The organism is Actinomycetes bacterium, from assembly GCA_036000965.1.
Classification (GTDB): domain Bacteria; phylum Actinomycetota; class CALGFH01; order CALGFH01; family CALGFH01; genus DASYUT01.
Window position 1 is genome coordinate 14,709 of sequence record DASYUT010000020.1, and the last position, 15,142, is coordinate 29,850.

A 15,142-nucleotide genomic window follows, 5' to 3' on the forward strand; every position below is an offset into this window, starting at 1 on the left:
ACAGGCTGCGCCAACAGGTGGAGCCGGACTGGCGAGCTTGCCTTCGTCGCGTATGGAGCTCCCAGGTCACCCTGGCTACCCGAGGGTTACGTGCAGAACCTCCGGGAGGCCGCTCAGCACGGCGCGCCCTCGCGCCGCGGTCCCGCCTCCGTCCTCGTCGGAGCGCAGGCAGACCGCTACCATGAGAGCTTCATGGTTGTTCAGGTCCGGCGATCGGAGCGACATGGCGCGGGTGCTCGTGGCAGAGGACGAGGTCCTGATCCGGGTGGACGTCGTCGAGACCCTGGAGGAGGGTGGCCACACCGTCGTCGGCCAGGCCGGCGACGGTGAGCAGGCCGTGCAGCTGGCCCGGGAGCTGGCCCCCGACCTGGTCGTCATGGACGTCAAGATGCCCAGGCTGGACGGGGTGGAGGCGGCCAGGCGGATCATCGGCGAGGGACTCTCGGCCGTGCTCGTCCTCACTGCCTTCTCGGACAAGGAGCTGGTCGAGGAGGCGGCCAAGGCCGGGTCGATCGGCTACCTGGTCAAGCCCTTCCAGCCCGCGCAGCTCCTGGCCGCGGTGAGCGTCGCCCTGGCCAGGGCGGCCGAGCACCGCGGCCTGCAGCACACCGTGGAGGACCTGGAGGCCAAGCTGGCCGCCCGCAAGGTGATCGAGCGGGCCAAGGGCCGCCTGATGGAGCAGTTCGGGCTCACCGAGGAGCAGGCGTTCACCCGCATGCGCCGGGCCGCCATGGACCGCCAGCTCCCCCTGGCCGAGATCGCCCGGAGGGTCCTGGAGTCCCAGCCGACGTCCTGAGCGGGTCTGGCGGGGTCGCCTCACGGCGGAGCGCCGGTCTTCGAGCCTGCCGGTCCCGAGCCCAAGGGCTTGCCGCTCAGCAACGATGGCACCTCAGAAGGAGCCTGCCCAGGCCAGAGGGGCCGAGCTTGCACAATGCGGCATCAAGGCCGAGCAGAGGGACAGACCCACCGGTGGTTGAACTTCCGGCGAAATCTCGGTGCCCGGCGGAACCAGTGGGCCCTCTCAGGCGTCCTCTATGTAGAGGCTGGCTGTCGCGTTTCGACGACTGGTGCATCGACGACCCCACCGGCAAGGACGCGGCCACCGTCCGATACATCCGGGACGCGATCGACCGCAGGGTCGGCAAGCTCCTGCACCGCCTCGGCGTCGCCACCGCCGGGCCGGGGGCAACCCGCTTCGAGGTCGACGGGCACCAGCGCTGGGGTGCGGGCGAGGGCTGAACCGGGAGACGCGGGCGGCAACCGGCGCAAGGCTGGCGCGGCCCGTCGTGCCCACCGGCGGCCGTGCACCGGGCAGCCGTGCACCGGGTGGGCGTGCACCGGGCAGCCGGGCAGCCGGGCACCGGGTGGGCGTGCACCGGGTGGGCGCGTACCGGGCAGCCGGGCACCGGGCGGCCGCGCACAATCCGCTGCGTCCGGTGAGAATGCACCAATGAGGTCCATACCTGACCTGCCCGCCTGAGATCCATGCCTGCTCGCCTGAGGCCCACATCCGCCCGCCTGAGGCCCACATCCGCCCGCCGGGCCGCGGCAACCCTCGCGGCCGGCCTCCTCCTCGTCGCCTGCTCAAGCGGTTCCGGTACCGCCTCCGGGTCGGGGAACGCCCAGGGCACCACCACGCCGCCCAGCACGACCGCCCGGGCCCCGACCACCGCCCCGCCCGACACCACCGCCCCGCCCACGACCGCGAGCGCGGCCGACTTCGCGGCCGTGCGGCTCCGCCTCGCCAAGGTGGCGGCTGTGGAGCAGCCGGTGGCCATGGCCGCCCCAGCGGGCGACACGGCGCTGTACGTGGCCGAGAAGACCGGCCGGGTGCGCGCCATCCGCAAGGGTCGCGTCGACCCGGCGCCCGTGCTCGACTTGTCCTCCGAGGTCTCGGGCGGCGGGGAGCAGGGGCTGCTCGGGCTCGCGTTCTCGCCCGACCGGCGGTTCCTGTACGTCTACTACACCGACCTCCACGGTGACGTGCGCGTGGTCGAGTTCGCCATGCGCGGCGGGCGGGCCGACCCTCGGTCCCGCCGGCAGCTGTTCCAGGTCGAGCACAGCCAGTTCTCCAACCACAACGGCGGCCAGCTCGTCATGACCGGCGACGGCGCCCTCTGGGCCGGGATCGGCGACGGGGGCGGGGGTGGCGACCCGTTCGGCAGCGGCCAGAGCCTCACGACGATGCTCGGCAAGATCGTTCGGATCACCCCCCGCCCCTCGGGCGGCCGGCCGTACGGCATCCCGCGGGGGAACCCGCTCGTCGGGCGGGCCGGGGCCAGGCCGGAGATCTGGGCGTACGGGCTTCGCAACCCCTGGCGCTTCTCGTTCGACCCGGCCAACGGCGACCTGTGGATCGGCGACGTGGGCCAGGGCACCTGGGAGGAGATCGACCACGAGCCCGGCGGGTCCGGGGGCGGGCGCAACTACGGCTGGAACCGGCGCGAGGGGGCGCACCCGTTCGCCGGGGGGTCCCGGTCCGGCCTGGTCGACCCGGTCCTCGAGTACGACCATAGCGGTGGTGCCTGCTCGGTGACGGGCGGCTACGTCTACCGCGGGTCGCGCGCGCCCGGCCTGCGCGGCGCCTACGTCTACGGCGACTACTGCGCCGGCTGGATCCGGGGGGTGCGCCTACGGGGCGGCGCTGTGGCCGACCGGCGCGACTTCGGCCTGAACCTGCCGGGGCTCTCCTCGTTCGGCGTGGACCAGTCCGGCGAGCTGTACGCCCTCTCCCTCAACGGCGGCGTCTACCGGCTGACCTGACCGCCGCCCAGGCGGGCGGGCGGCCGGGCGGGCGGCCAGGCGGCCAGGGGCGGGTGGTCAGGGCGGTGCCCAGGCGGTCAGGCGGGCGGCCAGGGCGGTGCCCAGGCGGTCGGCGGCCGCCCGCTCGAGCGGTTGCCCGCCCATGTCGGCGACCAGAAAGAGGTCGACGGCCCGACCCGCCTCGCTCCCGACCCGGGCCACCTGGACGTCGACGTGGTGGCGGGCCAGCTCGAGGAGGATCTCGTAGAGCAGACCCAGCCGGTCCGGGGCCTCCACCCGGACCGTGGAGTGCCACGGCGAGGCGTCGGCGTCGACCCTGACCACGACCGGGCCGGCGCCTGGCCGGGTCTGGTCGGGCTGGCCGGCGAGCCGGCGGGCCGGGTCGAGGCGTCCGGTGGTCGAACGGCGCAGCATGCGCTCGACCCGGTCCGGGAAGCCCGCCTCCACGTCCGGGGACGGCCCGGCGACGTGGAACACGTCGACGACGAGGCCGTCCGGCCAGGTCGACGCCTGTGCCCGGGTGATGTCGACGCCCGCGGCGCAGAGCGCCCCGGTCAGGCTGGCCAGAAGCCCGGGCCGGTCGCGGGTGACGACGTCGATGCGCCAGGCCCCGGGCTGTTCGGGCGCGATCGCCAGGCGCAGCTCGCGCCTGGCGGGGGCCGGCTCGGCCATGACCAGGTGACGGACGATCGCGTCGGCGGGCTGAGCGAGCAGGTAGCGGCGGGGGGCCGCGGCAAGCCGGGCGGCGGGGCGGCCGCCCCTGTCGCGCAGGACGCGCTCGACCTCGGCCCGGCGCTGGCCGAGCAGGTCCTCGGCGGCGCGGTCGGTGAGGCCGGGCTCGGCCAGGGCGGCCAGCACGACCCGGAGCAGCTCGTCGAGCTGGGCCCGCCGCCACCCCCGCCAGCCGTCGTCCCCGTCGCGCTCGGCCAGGTCACCTCCGTCGTGCTCGGCCAGGGCGAGCAGGTAGGCGGTGCGGGCCCGCTCGGGGCTGCCGAGCCGCGCGGCGAGACGCAGGACCTCCTCCTCGTCGTGGGGGTCGGTGTCCATCGCCACCTCGGCCAGGTCGGCCTCCTCGCCCGCCAGCTCCACCACCGCCCGCTCCGCGGCGGCGCCAAGCCCGAGCCGCTCGGCGGTCCGCCCGGCAACCGCCTGCACGCGCTCCGCGCCGGCCCGCTCGCCGACCGCCCGCAGCAGGCATGCGAGAAGCAGGCTGTCCGGGTCGGGCAGGGCCGACCAGGCCGCCGCGGCGGCCTGGTCGGAGCCAGGGTCGAGGCGCCCCGCGAGCGCCGCCAGCCGTTCCCACGGGTGGTCGCCCTGGCGGTCGCGGCCCTCCTCGCGCAGCCGGGCCAGCTCGGGGAGGTGGCAGGCGAGCGCCCCGGTCCGCTCGAACGCGGCCCACGACGCGGCCGTCCCGCCGCGCAGAAGCGCGAGCAGCTCGGTTCGCAGCCCGGTGCTGGCGTCGATGGGCATGGCGACTCCTCGGGCCTCCTCCGCTTCAGTCTGCTCCGCTCCTACCGGCGGCGGCCCGATCTCAGAGCATAGGGGCGGCGCATGGCGCCGCTGTTTCGAGCGTGTATCGGCGGGGTTTCCCGCCCGCTCAGGCCGCGTCCTGGTGGACCAGCAGCGACGCGCCCATCGCGCCGGCCAGGTCGCCCAGGGCCGAGGTCAGCACCTTGACCGGGGAGGGAGCCATGAACAGGTGGGGGACCATCGCGGTCTGGACCCGGCGTGCGAACGGCTCGCCGAGCTTGTCCCCGAGGCCGCCGCCGATCAGCACCGCCTGCACGTCGAGCAGGTTCACGGCCGAGGCGATGCCCGTGCCGAGGGCCTGCACGGCCCGCTCGATCAGCTCGTGGGCGAGCGGGTCGCCGGCGTCGAGCGCCTCGGCGAACACCCCGCTGGTCATGCGGGGCCGGCCGGAACGCTCCTGGATGGCGAGCAGCTCGGTGGGCCGGCCGGCCTCAGCAGCCATCCTGGCCGCCCGCTCCAGCGCGACCCGCCCGGCGTAGGCCTCGAGGCAGCCGCGCCGGCCGCACGGGCACAGCTCGCCGCCCTGGACGACCACCAGGTGGCCGATCTCGCCGGCTGCGCCGTGGGCGCCTTGATGGAGGCGGCCGCCGAGCACCAGCCCGCCGCCAACGCCCGAGCCGACGAACACGACCAGGAGGTCGTCGAAGCCCTGGCCGGCGCCGAGCCGGTGCTCGGCCACGGTGCTCACGTTCACGTCGTTGTCGACCACGACCCGGTCGACGTCCAGGGCGCGGCCGACCAGGCTGGCGAGTGGGACCGCCTGGTCGAAGCCGGGGAGGTTGGCCGCCCCGTGGACGGTGCCCGCCGTGCCGTCGACCAGCCCCGGGGTGCCGACGCCGACCCCGTCGAGCTTGCCGCTCGACAGCTTGGCGTCCTTGGCCGCCGTCTTCACCACGTCGGCGATGACGTCGACCACGGCGCCGGGCCCGCCCTTGGCGGGCGTCCTGGCCCTGGCCTGGCCGAGCAGGTTGCCCTTGTCGTCGACGACGACGCCCTGCACCTTGGTCCCGCCGAGGTCGATCCCAGCCGCTGCGCGCATGCGTCGATGCTTCCGGAGTAGAGCCTCCTCGTCAACGTCGGGCACCGACCAGGCCGGTCCCCGCTGGTACCGGCCGGGTCGGTCCCCGCAGGCACCGGCCGGGTCGGTCCCCGCAGGCACCGGCCCCAGCCTTCCGGGGCCGCCGCCGCTTCGCGGTGGCGGTGCTGGCCGGCGTCCCGGCCGGCTGCCACAGTGGAGGCGTCCCGTCTACTGCGAGCAGCCCCGAGGCGTCCCAGATGAACATTCCGAGCCTGCGCAAGGAGTACCGGATGGGCGGCCTGGACCGGGCCGACCTCGACCCCGACCCGGTGGTGCAGTTCGGGCGCTGGTTCGACGAGGCCGCGCGGGCCGGCCTGCCCGAGCCGAACGCGATGACGCTGGCGACCGCGACGGCCAGGGGGCGGCCGTCGGCCCGGGTGGTGCTCCTGAAGGAGTTCGGCGCCAGCGGCTTCGTCTTCTACAGCAACTACGACAGCCGCAAGGGCGGCGAGCTGGCCGTCAACCCGTGGGCCGCGCTGGTGTTCTACTGGGCGCCCCTCGAGCGCCAGGTCCGTGTGGAAGGCTGGGTGGAGCGGACCAGCCGGGAGGAGTCGGCCGCCTACTTCCGCTCCCGCCCGCTCGGCAGCCGCCTGGGCGCGGCGGCCTCGGCCCAGAGCCAGCCGATCCCCGGCCGCGAGGTCCTCGACCAGCGGGTCGCCGAGCTGGAGGCCGGCTACCCGGGCGGGGAGGTGCCCCTGCCCGACTTCTGGGGCGGCTACCGCCTGGTGCCCGACGCCGTGGAGTTCTGGCAGGGGCGTCCGAACCGCCTCCACGACCGGTTCCGCTACAGCCGCGACCAGTCCGGCCAGGAGTGGGCGGTGGCGCGCCTGGCGCCCTGACCGGGCCGGCGCCCCGGCCAGGCCCGTGCCCTGACCGGCGGGCGCCCCGGCCGGGCCCGTACCCTTGCGCGCCGCGGGTCCGGGCCCACTCTTGCGAGGAGGGTGTTTGGCCGGGCACGGTGGAGGAGACTGTCTGGGCAACCCGGTCGGTCCGTTGGATGGAGGCGGCTATGGGAACCACTGACGGCATCGAGGTCCACGGACCGTCCAGGGAGAAGTACGGGCAGGTGCTCACCGACGAGGCGCTCGGGTTCGTGGCTGCCCTGCAGCGCGAGTTCGGCCCGACCCGGGCCTCCCTGCTTGCCCGGCGGGCCGAGCGCCAGGCCGAGTTCGAGGCCGGCGAGCTGCCCGACTTCCTGCCCGGGACCGCGTCGGTCCGGGAGGGGGACTGGACGGTCGCGCCCTACCCCGACGACCTGGCCGACCGGCGGGTGGAGATCACCGGGCCGACCGACCGCAAGATGCTGATCAACGCGCTCAACTCCGGGGCGCGGGTGTTCATGGCCGACCTCGAGGACGCCAACTCCCCGACCTGGGAGAACATGCTCGGCGGCCAGGCCAACCTGACCGACGCGATCGAGCGCACGATCAGCTTCGAGAGCCCCGACGGCAGGCAGTACCGGCTGAACGACGTGGTCGCGGTGCTCATGCCCAGGCCCCGCGGCTGGCACCTGCCCGAGAAGCACATCCTGATCGACGGCGAGCGGGCCGCCGGCTCCCTGGTCGACTTCGGGCTCTGCTTCTTCCACAACGCCCGGCGGCTCCTGGACCGGGGCAGCGGCCCCTACTTCTACCTGCCCAAGCTCGAGAGCCACCTGGAGGCCAGGCTCTGGAACGACGTGTTCCAGTTCGCTCAGGACCGGCTCGGCATCTCCCGCGGCTCGATCAAGGCGACCGTGTTGATCGAGACCATCACGGCCGCGTTCGAGATGGACGAGATCCTCTACGAGCTGCGCGACCACTCGGCCGGCCTGAACGCCGGGCGCTGGGACTACATGTTCTCGATCATCAAGAAGTTCCGCACCCGGCCCGAGTTCATCCTGCCCGACCGCAACAAGGTCACCATGACCGTGCCCTTCATGCGGGCCTACACCCAGCTGCTGGTCAAGACCTGCCACCGGCGGGGTACGTTCGCCATGGGCGGCATGTCGGCGTTCATCCCCAGCCGCAAGAACCCCGAGATCAACAAGACCGCCATCGCCAAGGTCCGCGAGGACAAGCAGCGCGAGGCGGGCGACGGCTTCGACGGCACCTGGGTCGCCCACCCCGACCTCGTCGAGGTGGCCAAGGCCTGCTTCGACGCGGTGCTGGGGGACCGGCCGAACCAGATAGACCGGCGGCGCGACGACGTCGACGTGGCAGCCGCCGACCTGCTGAACGTCAAGGACACCCCGGGCGAGGCGACCGAGGAGGGGCTGCGCAACGACGTCAACGTCGGCATCCAGTACATCTCCTCGTGGTTGCGGGGCCAGGGCGCGGCGCCCATCTTCAACCTGATGGAGGACGTGGCCACCGCGGAGATCGCCCGCTCCCAGGTGTGGCAGTGGGTGCACAACTCGGTGAAGCTGGCCGAGGGCCAGACCGTCACCGCCGAGCTGGTCCGCCAGATCGCAGGAGAGGAGCTGGAGAAGATCCGCGAGCAGGTCGGCGACGAGTTCTTCTACAGCAAGGGGCGCCCCAAGGAGTCCAGGGAGCTGTTCGAGCGGGTCGCCTTGTCCGACGAGTTCGTCGAGTTCCTCACCCTGCCAGCCTACGAGCTGCTCGACTAGCAACCCACCGTCTCGCCTCCGTCAGCTCGTTCCCAAAAAGGTCCACCCTCCGTCAGCGCGTTCCCCGAGGAGGGGTCATGGTCGACAGGCAACGGCTCATCGAGCGGATGCGGGCCGTCCTCGGGCCCGGAGGGGTGATCGCCGAGCGCAACCAGCTCCGCACCTACGAGTGCGACGGGCTGGCCGCGTTCCGGGTCGTGCCCGCCCTGGTCGTCCTGCCCGAGACGACCGAGCAGGTCCAGGGCGCGGTGCGCGTCTGCCACGAGGAGGGCGTGCCGTTCGTGGCTCGCGGGTCGGGCACCGGCCTCTCGGGCGGGGCGCTGCCCGTCTCGGACGGCGTGCTGATCGTGCTCTCCCGCATGCGCCGCATCCTCGAGATCGACTACGACGACCAGCGCGCCGTGGTCGAGCCCGGCGTGATCAACCTGTGGGTGACCAAGGAGGTCGCCCCGAGGGGCTACTACTACGCGCCCGACCCGTCCAGCCAGCTCATCTGCTCGATCGGCGGGAACGTGGCCGAGAACTCGGGCGGCGCCCACTGCCTGAAGTACGGGTTCACCACCAACCACGTCACCGGGCTCGAGATCGTGCTGCCCGACGGGGACCTGGTCCACCTGGGCGGCAAGGCGCCCGACCCGCCCGGCTACGACCTGGTCGGCGCCTTCGTCGGCTCCGAGGGCACCCTCGGCATCGCCACCAAGGTCACCCTGCGCCTGCTGCGCAAGCCCGAGGCGGTGCGCACGCTCATGGCCGCCTTCGAGAGCGCCGACGCCGCCGGCGACGCGGTCTCCAAGATCATCGCGGCCGGCATCGTGCCCGCCGCCGTCGAGATCATGGACGCCCTGGCCATGGAGGCGGCCGAGGCCGCCGTGCACGTCCACTACCCCGAGGGCGCCGGCGCCGTCCTGATCGTCGAGCTGGACGGGCCCGAGGCCGAGTGCACGCACCAGTTCGAGGAGGTCGAGCGGCTCTGCCAGGAGGCCGGCTCGACCACCATCCAGATCGCCGAGGACGACGACCAGCGGGCGCTGTTCTGGAAGGGCCGCAAGTCCGCGTTCGCTGCGGTCGGCCGTATCAGCCCCGACTACTACGTCCAGGACGGGGTCATCCCCCGCACGGCGCTCGGCGCGGTGCTCCGCGAGATCGCCGACATGGCCGAGGAGCGCGGGCTGCGGGTGGCCAACGTCTTCCACGCCGGGGACGGCAACCTGCACCCGCTGGTCCTCTACGACGGCGACGTCGAAGGCGAGGAGGAGCGTGCCGAGGAGCTGGCCGCCAAGATCCTGTTCGCCTGCCTCGCCCTGGGCGGGTCGATCACCGGCGAGCACGGCGTCGGTGCCGACAAGAAGAAGTACATGCCGAAGCAGTTCACCGCCGACGACCTGGACGTCATGCAGCTCCTCCGGTGCGCCTTCGACCCGGACGGCCGCTGCAACCCGGGCAAGGTGTTCCCCACCCCGCGCCTGTGCGGCGAGACCCCGGGCAAGCGCCACGTGCACCCGGCCGAGCAGCCCGGACTGGTGGAGGCGGTGTGACGTGGGCGCCACAGTGAACGATCCCCCCGGCGGCCCCCCCGATGGGACGAGCCTGCCTGGCCTGAGCCTTCCAGGGCGGGTGCGCGAAGCCGGTCCGACCGACGCGGTCGACGGGGCGCAGCCGCGGGCGGTGGTCTCGCCCAGCTCGACCACGGAGACGGCCGAGGTCCTGCGGGCCGCCTACGAGGGCGGGTTCCGGACGGTGGTGAGAGGCGGCGGCAGCAAGCTCGGGTTGGGCAACCCTCCGGCAGGGGTCGACCTGGTCCTCTCCACCGAGCGGCTCGGCCGCGTGCTGGAGCACGCCGCCGGCGACCTGGTCGTCCGGGTGGAGGCCGGGGTGCGCCTGGCCGACCTGCAGGCCGCGCTGGCCCCGGCCGGCCAGCTCCTCGGCCTGGACCCGCCCGAGGCCAGGGCCACGGTCGGCGGGGTCGTGGCCGCCAACGCGTCGGGGCCGCGCCGGCTCCGCTACGGCACCGTGCGCGACCTGCTCATCGGGATCACGGTGGTGCTGGCCGACGGCACCGTGGCCCACTCGGGCGGCAAGGTGGTCAAGAACGTGGCCGGCTACGACCTCGGCAAGCTGTTCGCCGGGTCGCTCGGCACCCTGGGCGTGATCGTGGAGGCGATCTTCCGCCTGCACCCGGCACCGGCCGCCACCGCCGTGGCCACCGCCGAGGTGGCCGCCCCCGGGCAGGCCGGGTCGGCGGTGCGCGCCCTGCTCGCCTCTGCCCTGGTCCCGAGCGCGATCGAGCTGGACTGGCCCGGCCCGGACGGGCCGGGCACGCTCACGGTCCTGTTCGAGGGCATCGGCCCGGGCGTCGACGCCCAGGCCGCGAACACGGCCCGGCTGCTCGCCGATGCCGGCACGCCCGGCGCCCGCGTGCTCCTCGACGGCGAGCCCGGCCAGGGTGGCGAGGCGGGCCTGGGCGGCGGGGCCGACCGGGGCGGCGAGGCCACCCGGGCGGCCGCCGCCCTCGGCGCCCTGCCCTGGGAGGCCGGCCAGCTCGGCGTCAAGGTGGCCACGGGACCGAGCGGGCTGCCGGGCGCGCTCGCCACCGTCTGGGAGGTGGCCGCCGCCCACGGGCTGGCCGCCCGGGCGACCGCGCACGCCGGCACCGGGGTGCTGCGGGCGGGCCTCGACGGCGGGGACGCGACGACCCTGGCCGCCTTCGTGAACGGGGCCCGCGAGCGGCTCGCGCCCGCACAGGCGGGCCTGGTCGTTGCCGAGGCGCCGCTCGAGGTCAAGCAGGGCGTCGACGCCTGGGGGCCGGTCGGCGACGCCCTGCCGCTGATGCGCAAGGTCAAGCAACGGTTCGACCCCTCGGGCCTGCTCAGCCCGGGGCGCTTCGTCGGAGGGATCTGAATGGCCGACCACGCTCCCGAGCCCGCGCACGATCGGGCCACCGCCGCCGCGGTCGGGGCGGCACGCCCGGCCGGGATCGCCGAGGAGGTCGGGGCCGAGCCCCGGCAGGCCGCCAGGGCCACCATGGGGGATGGCCGGCCCGAGTCCGGGGCGCAGGCCCTGCCCGCCTTCGACGACCACCACCCGCCCGACAAGATGCTGATCGACGACTGCGTGCACTGCGGCTTCTGCCTGCCGACCTGCCCGACCTACCTGCTGTGGGGCGAGGAGATGGACTCGCCGCGGGGCCGCATCTACCTGATGGACGTCGGGCTCTCCGGCGGGCCCCTGAACGACGAGATGGCCCGCCACTTCGACCAGTGCCTCGGCTGCATGGCGTGCGTCACCGCCTGCCCCTCCGGCGTCCAGTACGACAAGCTGATCGAGGCCACCCGCCAGCAGGTCGAGCGGCGCTATCCCAGGTCCAGGCGGGACCGCGCCTTCCGCGCCCTGGTGTTCAAGCTCTTCCCCTACCCCCGGCGCCTGCGGCTGCTGCGCGGGCCGCTCCGCCTCTACCAGAAGGCCGGCCTGCGCACGCTGGTCGAGCGGGCCGGGCTGGTGCGGCTCCTGCCCGGCCGCCTCGGGTCGATGCAGACCCTGCTGCCCGACCTCGGACCGATGGAGAAGGTGCCGGAGGTGACGCCGGCCAGCGGCGAGCGCCGGGGCCGGGTCGGCATCCTCGTCGGCTGTGTCCAGTCGGTGTTCTTCCCGCAGGTCAACACGGCCACCGCCAGGGTCCTGGCCGCCGACGGCTGCGAGGTGGTCGCCCCGCCCGGGCAGGGCTGCTGCGGCGCCCTGAGCATGCACGCGGGCCGGGAGGCGGAGGCTCAGCGGTTCGCCAGGCGGACCATCGAGGTGTTCGAGGCGGCCGGGGTCGACGCCGTGGTCGTCAACGCGGCCGGCTGCGGCTCCTCCATGAAGGAGTACGGCCACCTCCTCCGCGACGACCCGAGGTACGCCGAGCGGGCGGCCCGGTTCTCGGCCAGCGTGCGCGACATCTCCGAGTTCCTGGCCGAGCTGGAGCCGGCAGCCGAGCGCCACCCGCTCCCGGTCAAGGCCGCCTACCACGACGCCTGCCACCTCGCCCACGCCCAGGGCATCCGCAAGCCGCCCCGGGACGGCCTGCGCGCCGTGCCCGGGCTCGAGATCCGCGAGATCGACGAGGCCGAGATCTGCTGCGGCTCGGCCGGCATCTACAACCTGGTCGAGCCCGAGCCAGCGCGCGAGCTGGGCGCCCGCAAGGCCGCCAACGTGCTCGCCACCGGCGCCGACCTGCTGGTCACCTCCAACCCCGGGTGCCTGCTGCAGATCCGGGCCAGCCTCGAGCGCAAGGGCGAGCACCTCGCGATGGCGCACGTGGTGGAGGTGCTGGACGCGTCGATCCGGGGCGAGTCGGCTACATCGCTACTCGCGCGCGTAGCCGGGCGCAACGGTGGGAACGAGGGGAGTCAACTGACCGGCGGCTGAGCCGGGGCTTGTCGGCTGAAGCGCGAGGCGCGTTGGCCTCGAGCGCGCGAGGCCTGGAGCTCCGCTCGGCCCGGCTCCCTCGCCAGTTGATGCTTCAGTTGCGGCTCGGGGTGACCGGCAGGGCGTGGGGGGGCAGCGGCTCCTCGGTGACGACCCGGCGCTTGAGCAGCACGACGAAGGTGAAGGTGTCGATCCCGGGCGGGCCTCCGCCGCGGTCGTAGTGGGTGCGGGGGGTCATGCCCACGGCCTCCCACCCGTTCCGCCCGAGCTCGTTCAGCTCGGCGAGGAACGCCGCGGCCGACTCGGCCTCGTTCACCCCCCACGTCTGGGCGTACTCGCGGATCGCGTACTCCCACATGGCTGCTCGCCTCCACTCGAGCGGCGCGGCTCGGGCGCCTCCCGGGAGTCTACGTTCCCACCGCCCGCCTGGCGCGGAAGGTGGGCAGGCGCGACTGGGCCGGGTGCCCGCGACCCCCCGGGGGGGGGGGGGGCCGGGGTGGGCGGGCGGGACCGGGCCGGATGGCCGCGACCCCGGCGGTGGTCGCGGCACGGGGTGGGCGGCACGGGTGGGCGGCACGGGTGGGCGGCACGGGTACGGGCCGGGTGCCCGCGACCGGCGGTGGTCGCGGACACCCGGCCCGGTACGTTGGCGGCGCCGAGGCCGCCCTGCCCTACGGCTTGCCGATCTCCTCGGGGGCCGGGTTGGGCGCCTTGGACGCCTCTGCTGCCGGCGCCGGTGGCGGGACCGGGTCCTCGACGACACCGCGCCGACCGGCCCGCGCGCCATCGCGGACGTCGACGCGCGGCCCGGACGCGTCGGGGGCGCCGTTGCTCCCGGCGGCGACCCTGTCGCCGGCCTGGCGCACCTTGTCCGCGGCCTTGTCGGCCACCTGCTCGACCGTTGACGTCACGGTGCTCGGAGCCTGCTCCACGATCCGCTTCACCTGAGGCCGCTCCGTGAGCCGGCGGACCGCCTCGACGATCTGCTCGTACCGCTCCCGGCCCGCCTTGGCGCCGAGCACGTAGCCGGTTGCCGCGCCGAGCGCCAAGCCGAGCCTGCCCGTGACCTTCCCCATCTTCCTCGACCTCCGTTGCCGTCGCGGGAGAGCTTCCCGCATCCGCCCGCGCGTCCGTGCGGCGGCGCTCCGCACGTCCGCGCGGCGGGCCTCCCGCCTGAGCTTCCGCGTGACCACGGCCGGCGCGCCGCGCGCCGACTCGGCGGCGCTCTCCACCGTGTGGGTCGCCTGCCTGGTCGCCTCGGCCGCCTGCTCGGTTGCCCGGGCTGCCTCGCCGATCACCCAGGCCCAAGCGCCGCGGGCGCCCGCCAGCCGAGCGGCCACCTGCCTGCGCGCCTTGGCGCGGTTGCGCCGCCGCCCGCGGCGCCGCAGCCGCACCGTCGCGGCCGTGGCGACCGCCAGCGCGGTCGCCTTCGCCCTGCCCGCTCGCGTGGCTGGCCGCCTGCCGATGCGCCGCCTGACGACCACGACCCGGTTCCTGGCCTCACGGGCCGCGCCACTCGCCCCCTGGCCGAGCGCCTGCCGCGCCTGGCGCGCCGCGGTCGTGCCCTCGCCAAGCGCCTGCCCGGCGCTCGACAGGGCCGCCGCGACCCCGGTGGGGCGCGGCTTGCGGGTGACCACGGCCGCGAGCCCGCGCCGCCGGGGCGGCCGGGCCAGGCCGAGCGCGACCAGCGCCGCGGCGAGCCCTCGGGGCCGGCGCCGGGCCTGCCTGCGCCGGTTCAGCACGACGCTCCCGACTGCGGCTGCCGCGCCAGCCCCGGCCAGCGCCTTCACCAGCTTCCCACGGCCCGCCGGGCGCTGGTCGGCGGGTGCCATGCCGGTGTCGGTCCCGGCCTGCGGCACGGTCGTGGGCTCCGGCAGCACACCGGTGGTGCCCACCGTGTCGGCATCCTCGGCGTCGCGGCGGCCGGCCGCGGTCGTGACCACAATGGGGGTGGCGTCGGTCCAGGACCCGGCCGGCGGTTCGGCCCCGCGCGCGGTCGCTGCGGGCGTCACGGTCTCGGCGTCCCCGGTCGCGGCCGCCGCCGGGGCGTCCTGGTGCCGGGTGAGCCGGCCCCGGGCGCCGGCCAACGTCCCGGTGGCCGCTGCGACGTCGTGGTCGCGGCTGGAGGCGTCGGCCTCGCCGGCCGGGAGACCGCTCGGGGACGCGGCTGTGGAGTACTCGACCCCGTAGTGGCCGTAGAGGCGCGCCTCCTCGTCCTCGGAGAGGTCGCCGTCCGGGTCCAGGCCAGGGGCCGTGCGGATGGTGTCCTCCTGGTGGGGGACACGCACCGTGTCGCCCTCCTGGGCGGCGTTCTGGATCGGTACGAACATCCTGATGGAGCCGGTCGGGCCGGTCCGCACGAGGACCCACTCCGGCTGCCTGGTCTCCCGGTCGACGTAGATGCTCTCGATCCTGCCGATCACCGAACCGTCGGTGGCGACCAGGGTCAGGTCCTGCCAGCCGCGGACGGTGTCGATCGTCGGTAAGCTCATCATGACCTCCAAGCGCTGACGGTTGGCTCCTCCCGGCTGCTCGTGCCGGCCGTGCTCCCGCCGGTCTTACCGCTGAACGGGCGCGTAAGCCTCCGGATCCGGGCGAACCACGGTGAGCGGGCCACAGCGGCATCGCTACGGAATACCCGCCTGCGACCTCCCCGAACCCCAGCACGTGCGGCGGTGATGGGGTCAGCTTCGGCGCGGCCACGGCCGAGCTGAAGCCACGACGCCCATCGCGGGCGCTCCTGCCGCACGGTGACCACA

Annotated in this window: 12 protein-coding genes; 8 read left to right on the forward strand and 4 right to left on the reverse strand. The window is 74.8% G+C overall.

What is annotated here, in order from left to right; all coding sequences use genetic code 11:
• Window positions 1–223: 223 nt before the first annotated feature.
• The 3 genes from VG276_01000 (at window position 224) to VG276_01010 (ending at window position 2,763) form a co-directional block, all read left to right on the forward strand.
• Window positions 224–796: a response regulator gene (locus VG276_01000; protein HEV8647991.1), complete on the forward strand. Its 573-nt coding sequence runs from the start codon at window positions 224–226 to the stop codon at window positions 794–796.
• A 215-nt stretch (window positions 797–1,011) separates the two neighbouring features.
• A complete protein-coding gene (locus VG276_01005) occupies window positions 1,012–1,239 on the forward strand; it encodes a hypothetical protein (protein HEV8647992.1) in 228 nt (75 codons plus the stop codon).
• A 246-nt stretch (window positions 1,240–1,485) separates the two neighbouring features.
• The gene (locus tag VG276_01010; protein ID HEV8647993.1) at window positions 1,486–2,763 is read left to right on the forward strand and encodes a PQQ-dependent sugar dehydrogenase; all 1,278 of its coding nucleotides are present in this window, start codon (window positions 1,486–1,488) and stop codon (window positions 2,761–2,763) included.
• 57 nt (window positions 2,764–2,820) lie between these two features.
• Here the strand turns inward: VG276_01010 and VG276_01015 are convergent, their stop codons facing one another.
• Both VG276_01015 and VG276_01020 read right to left on the reverse strand, forming a co-directional pair.
• Window positions 2,821–4,233, reverse strand: coding sequence for a hypothetical protein (locus VG276_01015; protein ID HEV8647994.1), 1,413 nt, complete (start codon window positions 4,231–4,233; stop codon window positions 2,821–2,823).
• Between the two features lie 127 nt (window positions 4,234–4,360).
• On the reverse strand, window positions 4,361–5,332 hold the full coding sequence (locus tag VG276_01020) for an ROK family protein (GenBank protein ID HEV8647995.1): 972 nt from the start codon (window positions 5,330–5,332) through the stop codon (window positions 4,361–4,363).
• A 236-nt stretch (window positions 5,333–5,568) separates the two neighbouring features.
• On the opposite strand from VG276_01020, the gene pdxH reads away from it, so the two are divergent.
• The 5 genes from pdxH to VG276_01045 all read left to right on the forward strand — a co-directional run bounded on the left by pdxH (window position 5,569) and on the right by VG276_01045 (window position 12,383).
• Complete coding sequence (pdxH, locus tag VG276_01025) at window positions 5,569–6,210, forward strand: pyridoxamine 5'-phosphate oxidase (protein HEV8647996.1); 642 nt, start codon at window positions 5,569–5,571, stop codon at window positions 6,208–6,210.
• 170 nt (window positions 6,211–6,380) lie between these two features.
• Window positions 6,381–7,979, forward strand: a complete 1,599-nt coding sequence (gene aceB, locus VG276_01030; GenBank protein HEV8647997.1) for a malate synthase A — start codon at window positions 6,381–6,383, stop codon at window positions 7,977–7,979.
• A gap of 77 nt (window positions 7,980–8,056) precedes the next feature.
• Window positions 8,057–9,514 carry an FAD-linked oxidase C-terminal domain-containing protein gene (locus VG276_01035; protein ID HEV8647998.1) on the forward strand — a complete coding sequence of 486 codons (1,458 nt, stop codon included), beginning with the start codon at window positions 8,057–8,059 and terminating at the stop codon, window positions 9,512–9,514.
• Between the two features lie 79 nt (window positions 9,515–9,593).
• On the forward strand, window positions 9,594–10,877 hold the full coding sequence (locus VG276_01040; protein HEV8647999.1) for an FAD-binding oxidoreductase: 1,284 nt from the start codon (window positions 9,594–9,596) through the stop codon (window positions 10,875–10,877).
• 123 nt (window positions 10,878–11,000) lie between these two features.
• Complete coding sequence (locus tag VG276_01045; protein HEV8648000.1) at window positions 11,001–12,383, forward strand: heterodisulfide reductase-related iron-sulfur binding cluster; 1,383 nt, start codon at window positions 11,001–11,003, stop codon at window positions 12,381–12,383.
• Window positions 12,384–12,477: 94 nt separating this feature from the next.
• On the opposite strand, the gene VG276_01050 is transcribed toward VG276_01045, so the two are convergent.
• Together VG276_01050 and VG276_01055 are read right to left on the reverse strand one after the other, a co-directional pair.
• A complete protein-coding gene (locus tag VG276_01050; protein ID HEV8648001.1) occupies window positions 12,478–12,741 on the reverse strand; it encodes a hypothetical protein in 264 nt (87 codons plus the stop codon).
• Window positions 12,742–13,054: 313 nt separating this feature from the next.
• Complete coding sequence (locus VG276_01055) at window positions 13,055–14,878, reverse strand: PRC-barrel domain-containing protein (GenBank protein HEV8648002.1); 1,824 nt, start codon at window positions 14,876–14,878, stop codon at window positions 13,055–13,057.
• Window positions 14,879–15,142 lie beyond the last annotated feature (264 nt).

What these genes read in the sequence shown, in the direction of transcription:
- VG276_01000 (HEV8647991.1), top strand. Translation starts at nt 224, where the DNA reads ATGGCGCGGGTGCTCGTGGCAGAGGACGAGGTCCTGATCCGGGTGGAC.
- VG276_01010 (HEV8647993.1), top strand. Translation starts at nt 1,486, where the DNA reads ATGCCTGCTCGCCTGAGGCCCACATCCGCCCGCCTGAGGCCCACATCC.
- VG276_01015 (HEV8647994.1), bottom strand. Translation starts at nt 4,233, where the DNA reads ATGCCCATCGACGCCAGCACCGGGCTGCGAACCGAGCTGCTCGCGCTT.
- VG276_01020 (HEV8647995.1), bottom strand. Translation starts at nt 5,332, where the DNA reads ATGCGCGCAGCGGCTGGGATCGACCTCGGCGGGACCAAGGTGCAGGGC.
- pdxH (HEV8647996.1), top strand. Translation starts at nt 5,569, where the DNA reads ATGAACATTCCGAGCCTGCGCAAGGAGTACCGGATGGGCGGCCTGGAC.
- aceB (HEV8647997.1), top strand. Translation starts at nt 6,381, where the DNA reads ATGGGAACCACTGACGGCATCGAGGTCCACGGACCGTCCAGGGAGAAG.
- VG276_01035 (HEV8647998.1), top strand. Translation starts at nt 8,057, where the DNA reads ATGGTCGACAGGCAACGGCTCATCGAGCGGATGCGGGCCGTCCTCGGG.
- VG276_01045 (HEV8648000.1), top strand. Translation starts at nt 11,001, where the DNA reads ATGGGGGATGGCCGGCCCGAGTCCGGGGCGCAGGCCCTGCCCGCCTTC.
- VG276_01050 (HEV8648001.1), bottom strand. Translation starts at nt 12,741, where the DNA reads ATGTGGGAGTACGCGATCCGCGAGTACGCCCAGACGTGGGGGGTGAAC.
- VG276_01055 (HEV8648002.1), bottom strand. Translation starts at nt 14,878, where the DNA reads ATGATGAGCTTACCGACGATCGACACCGTCCGCGGCTGGCAGGACCTG.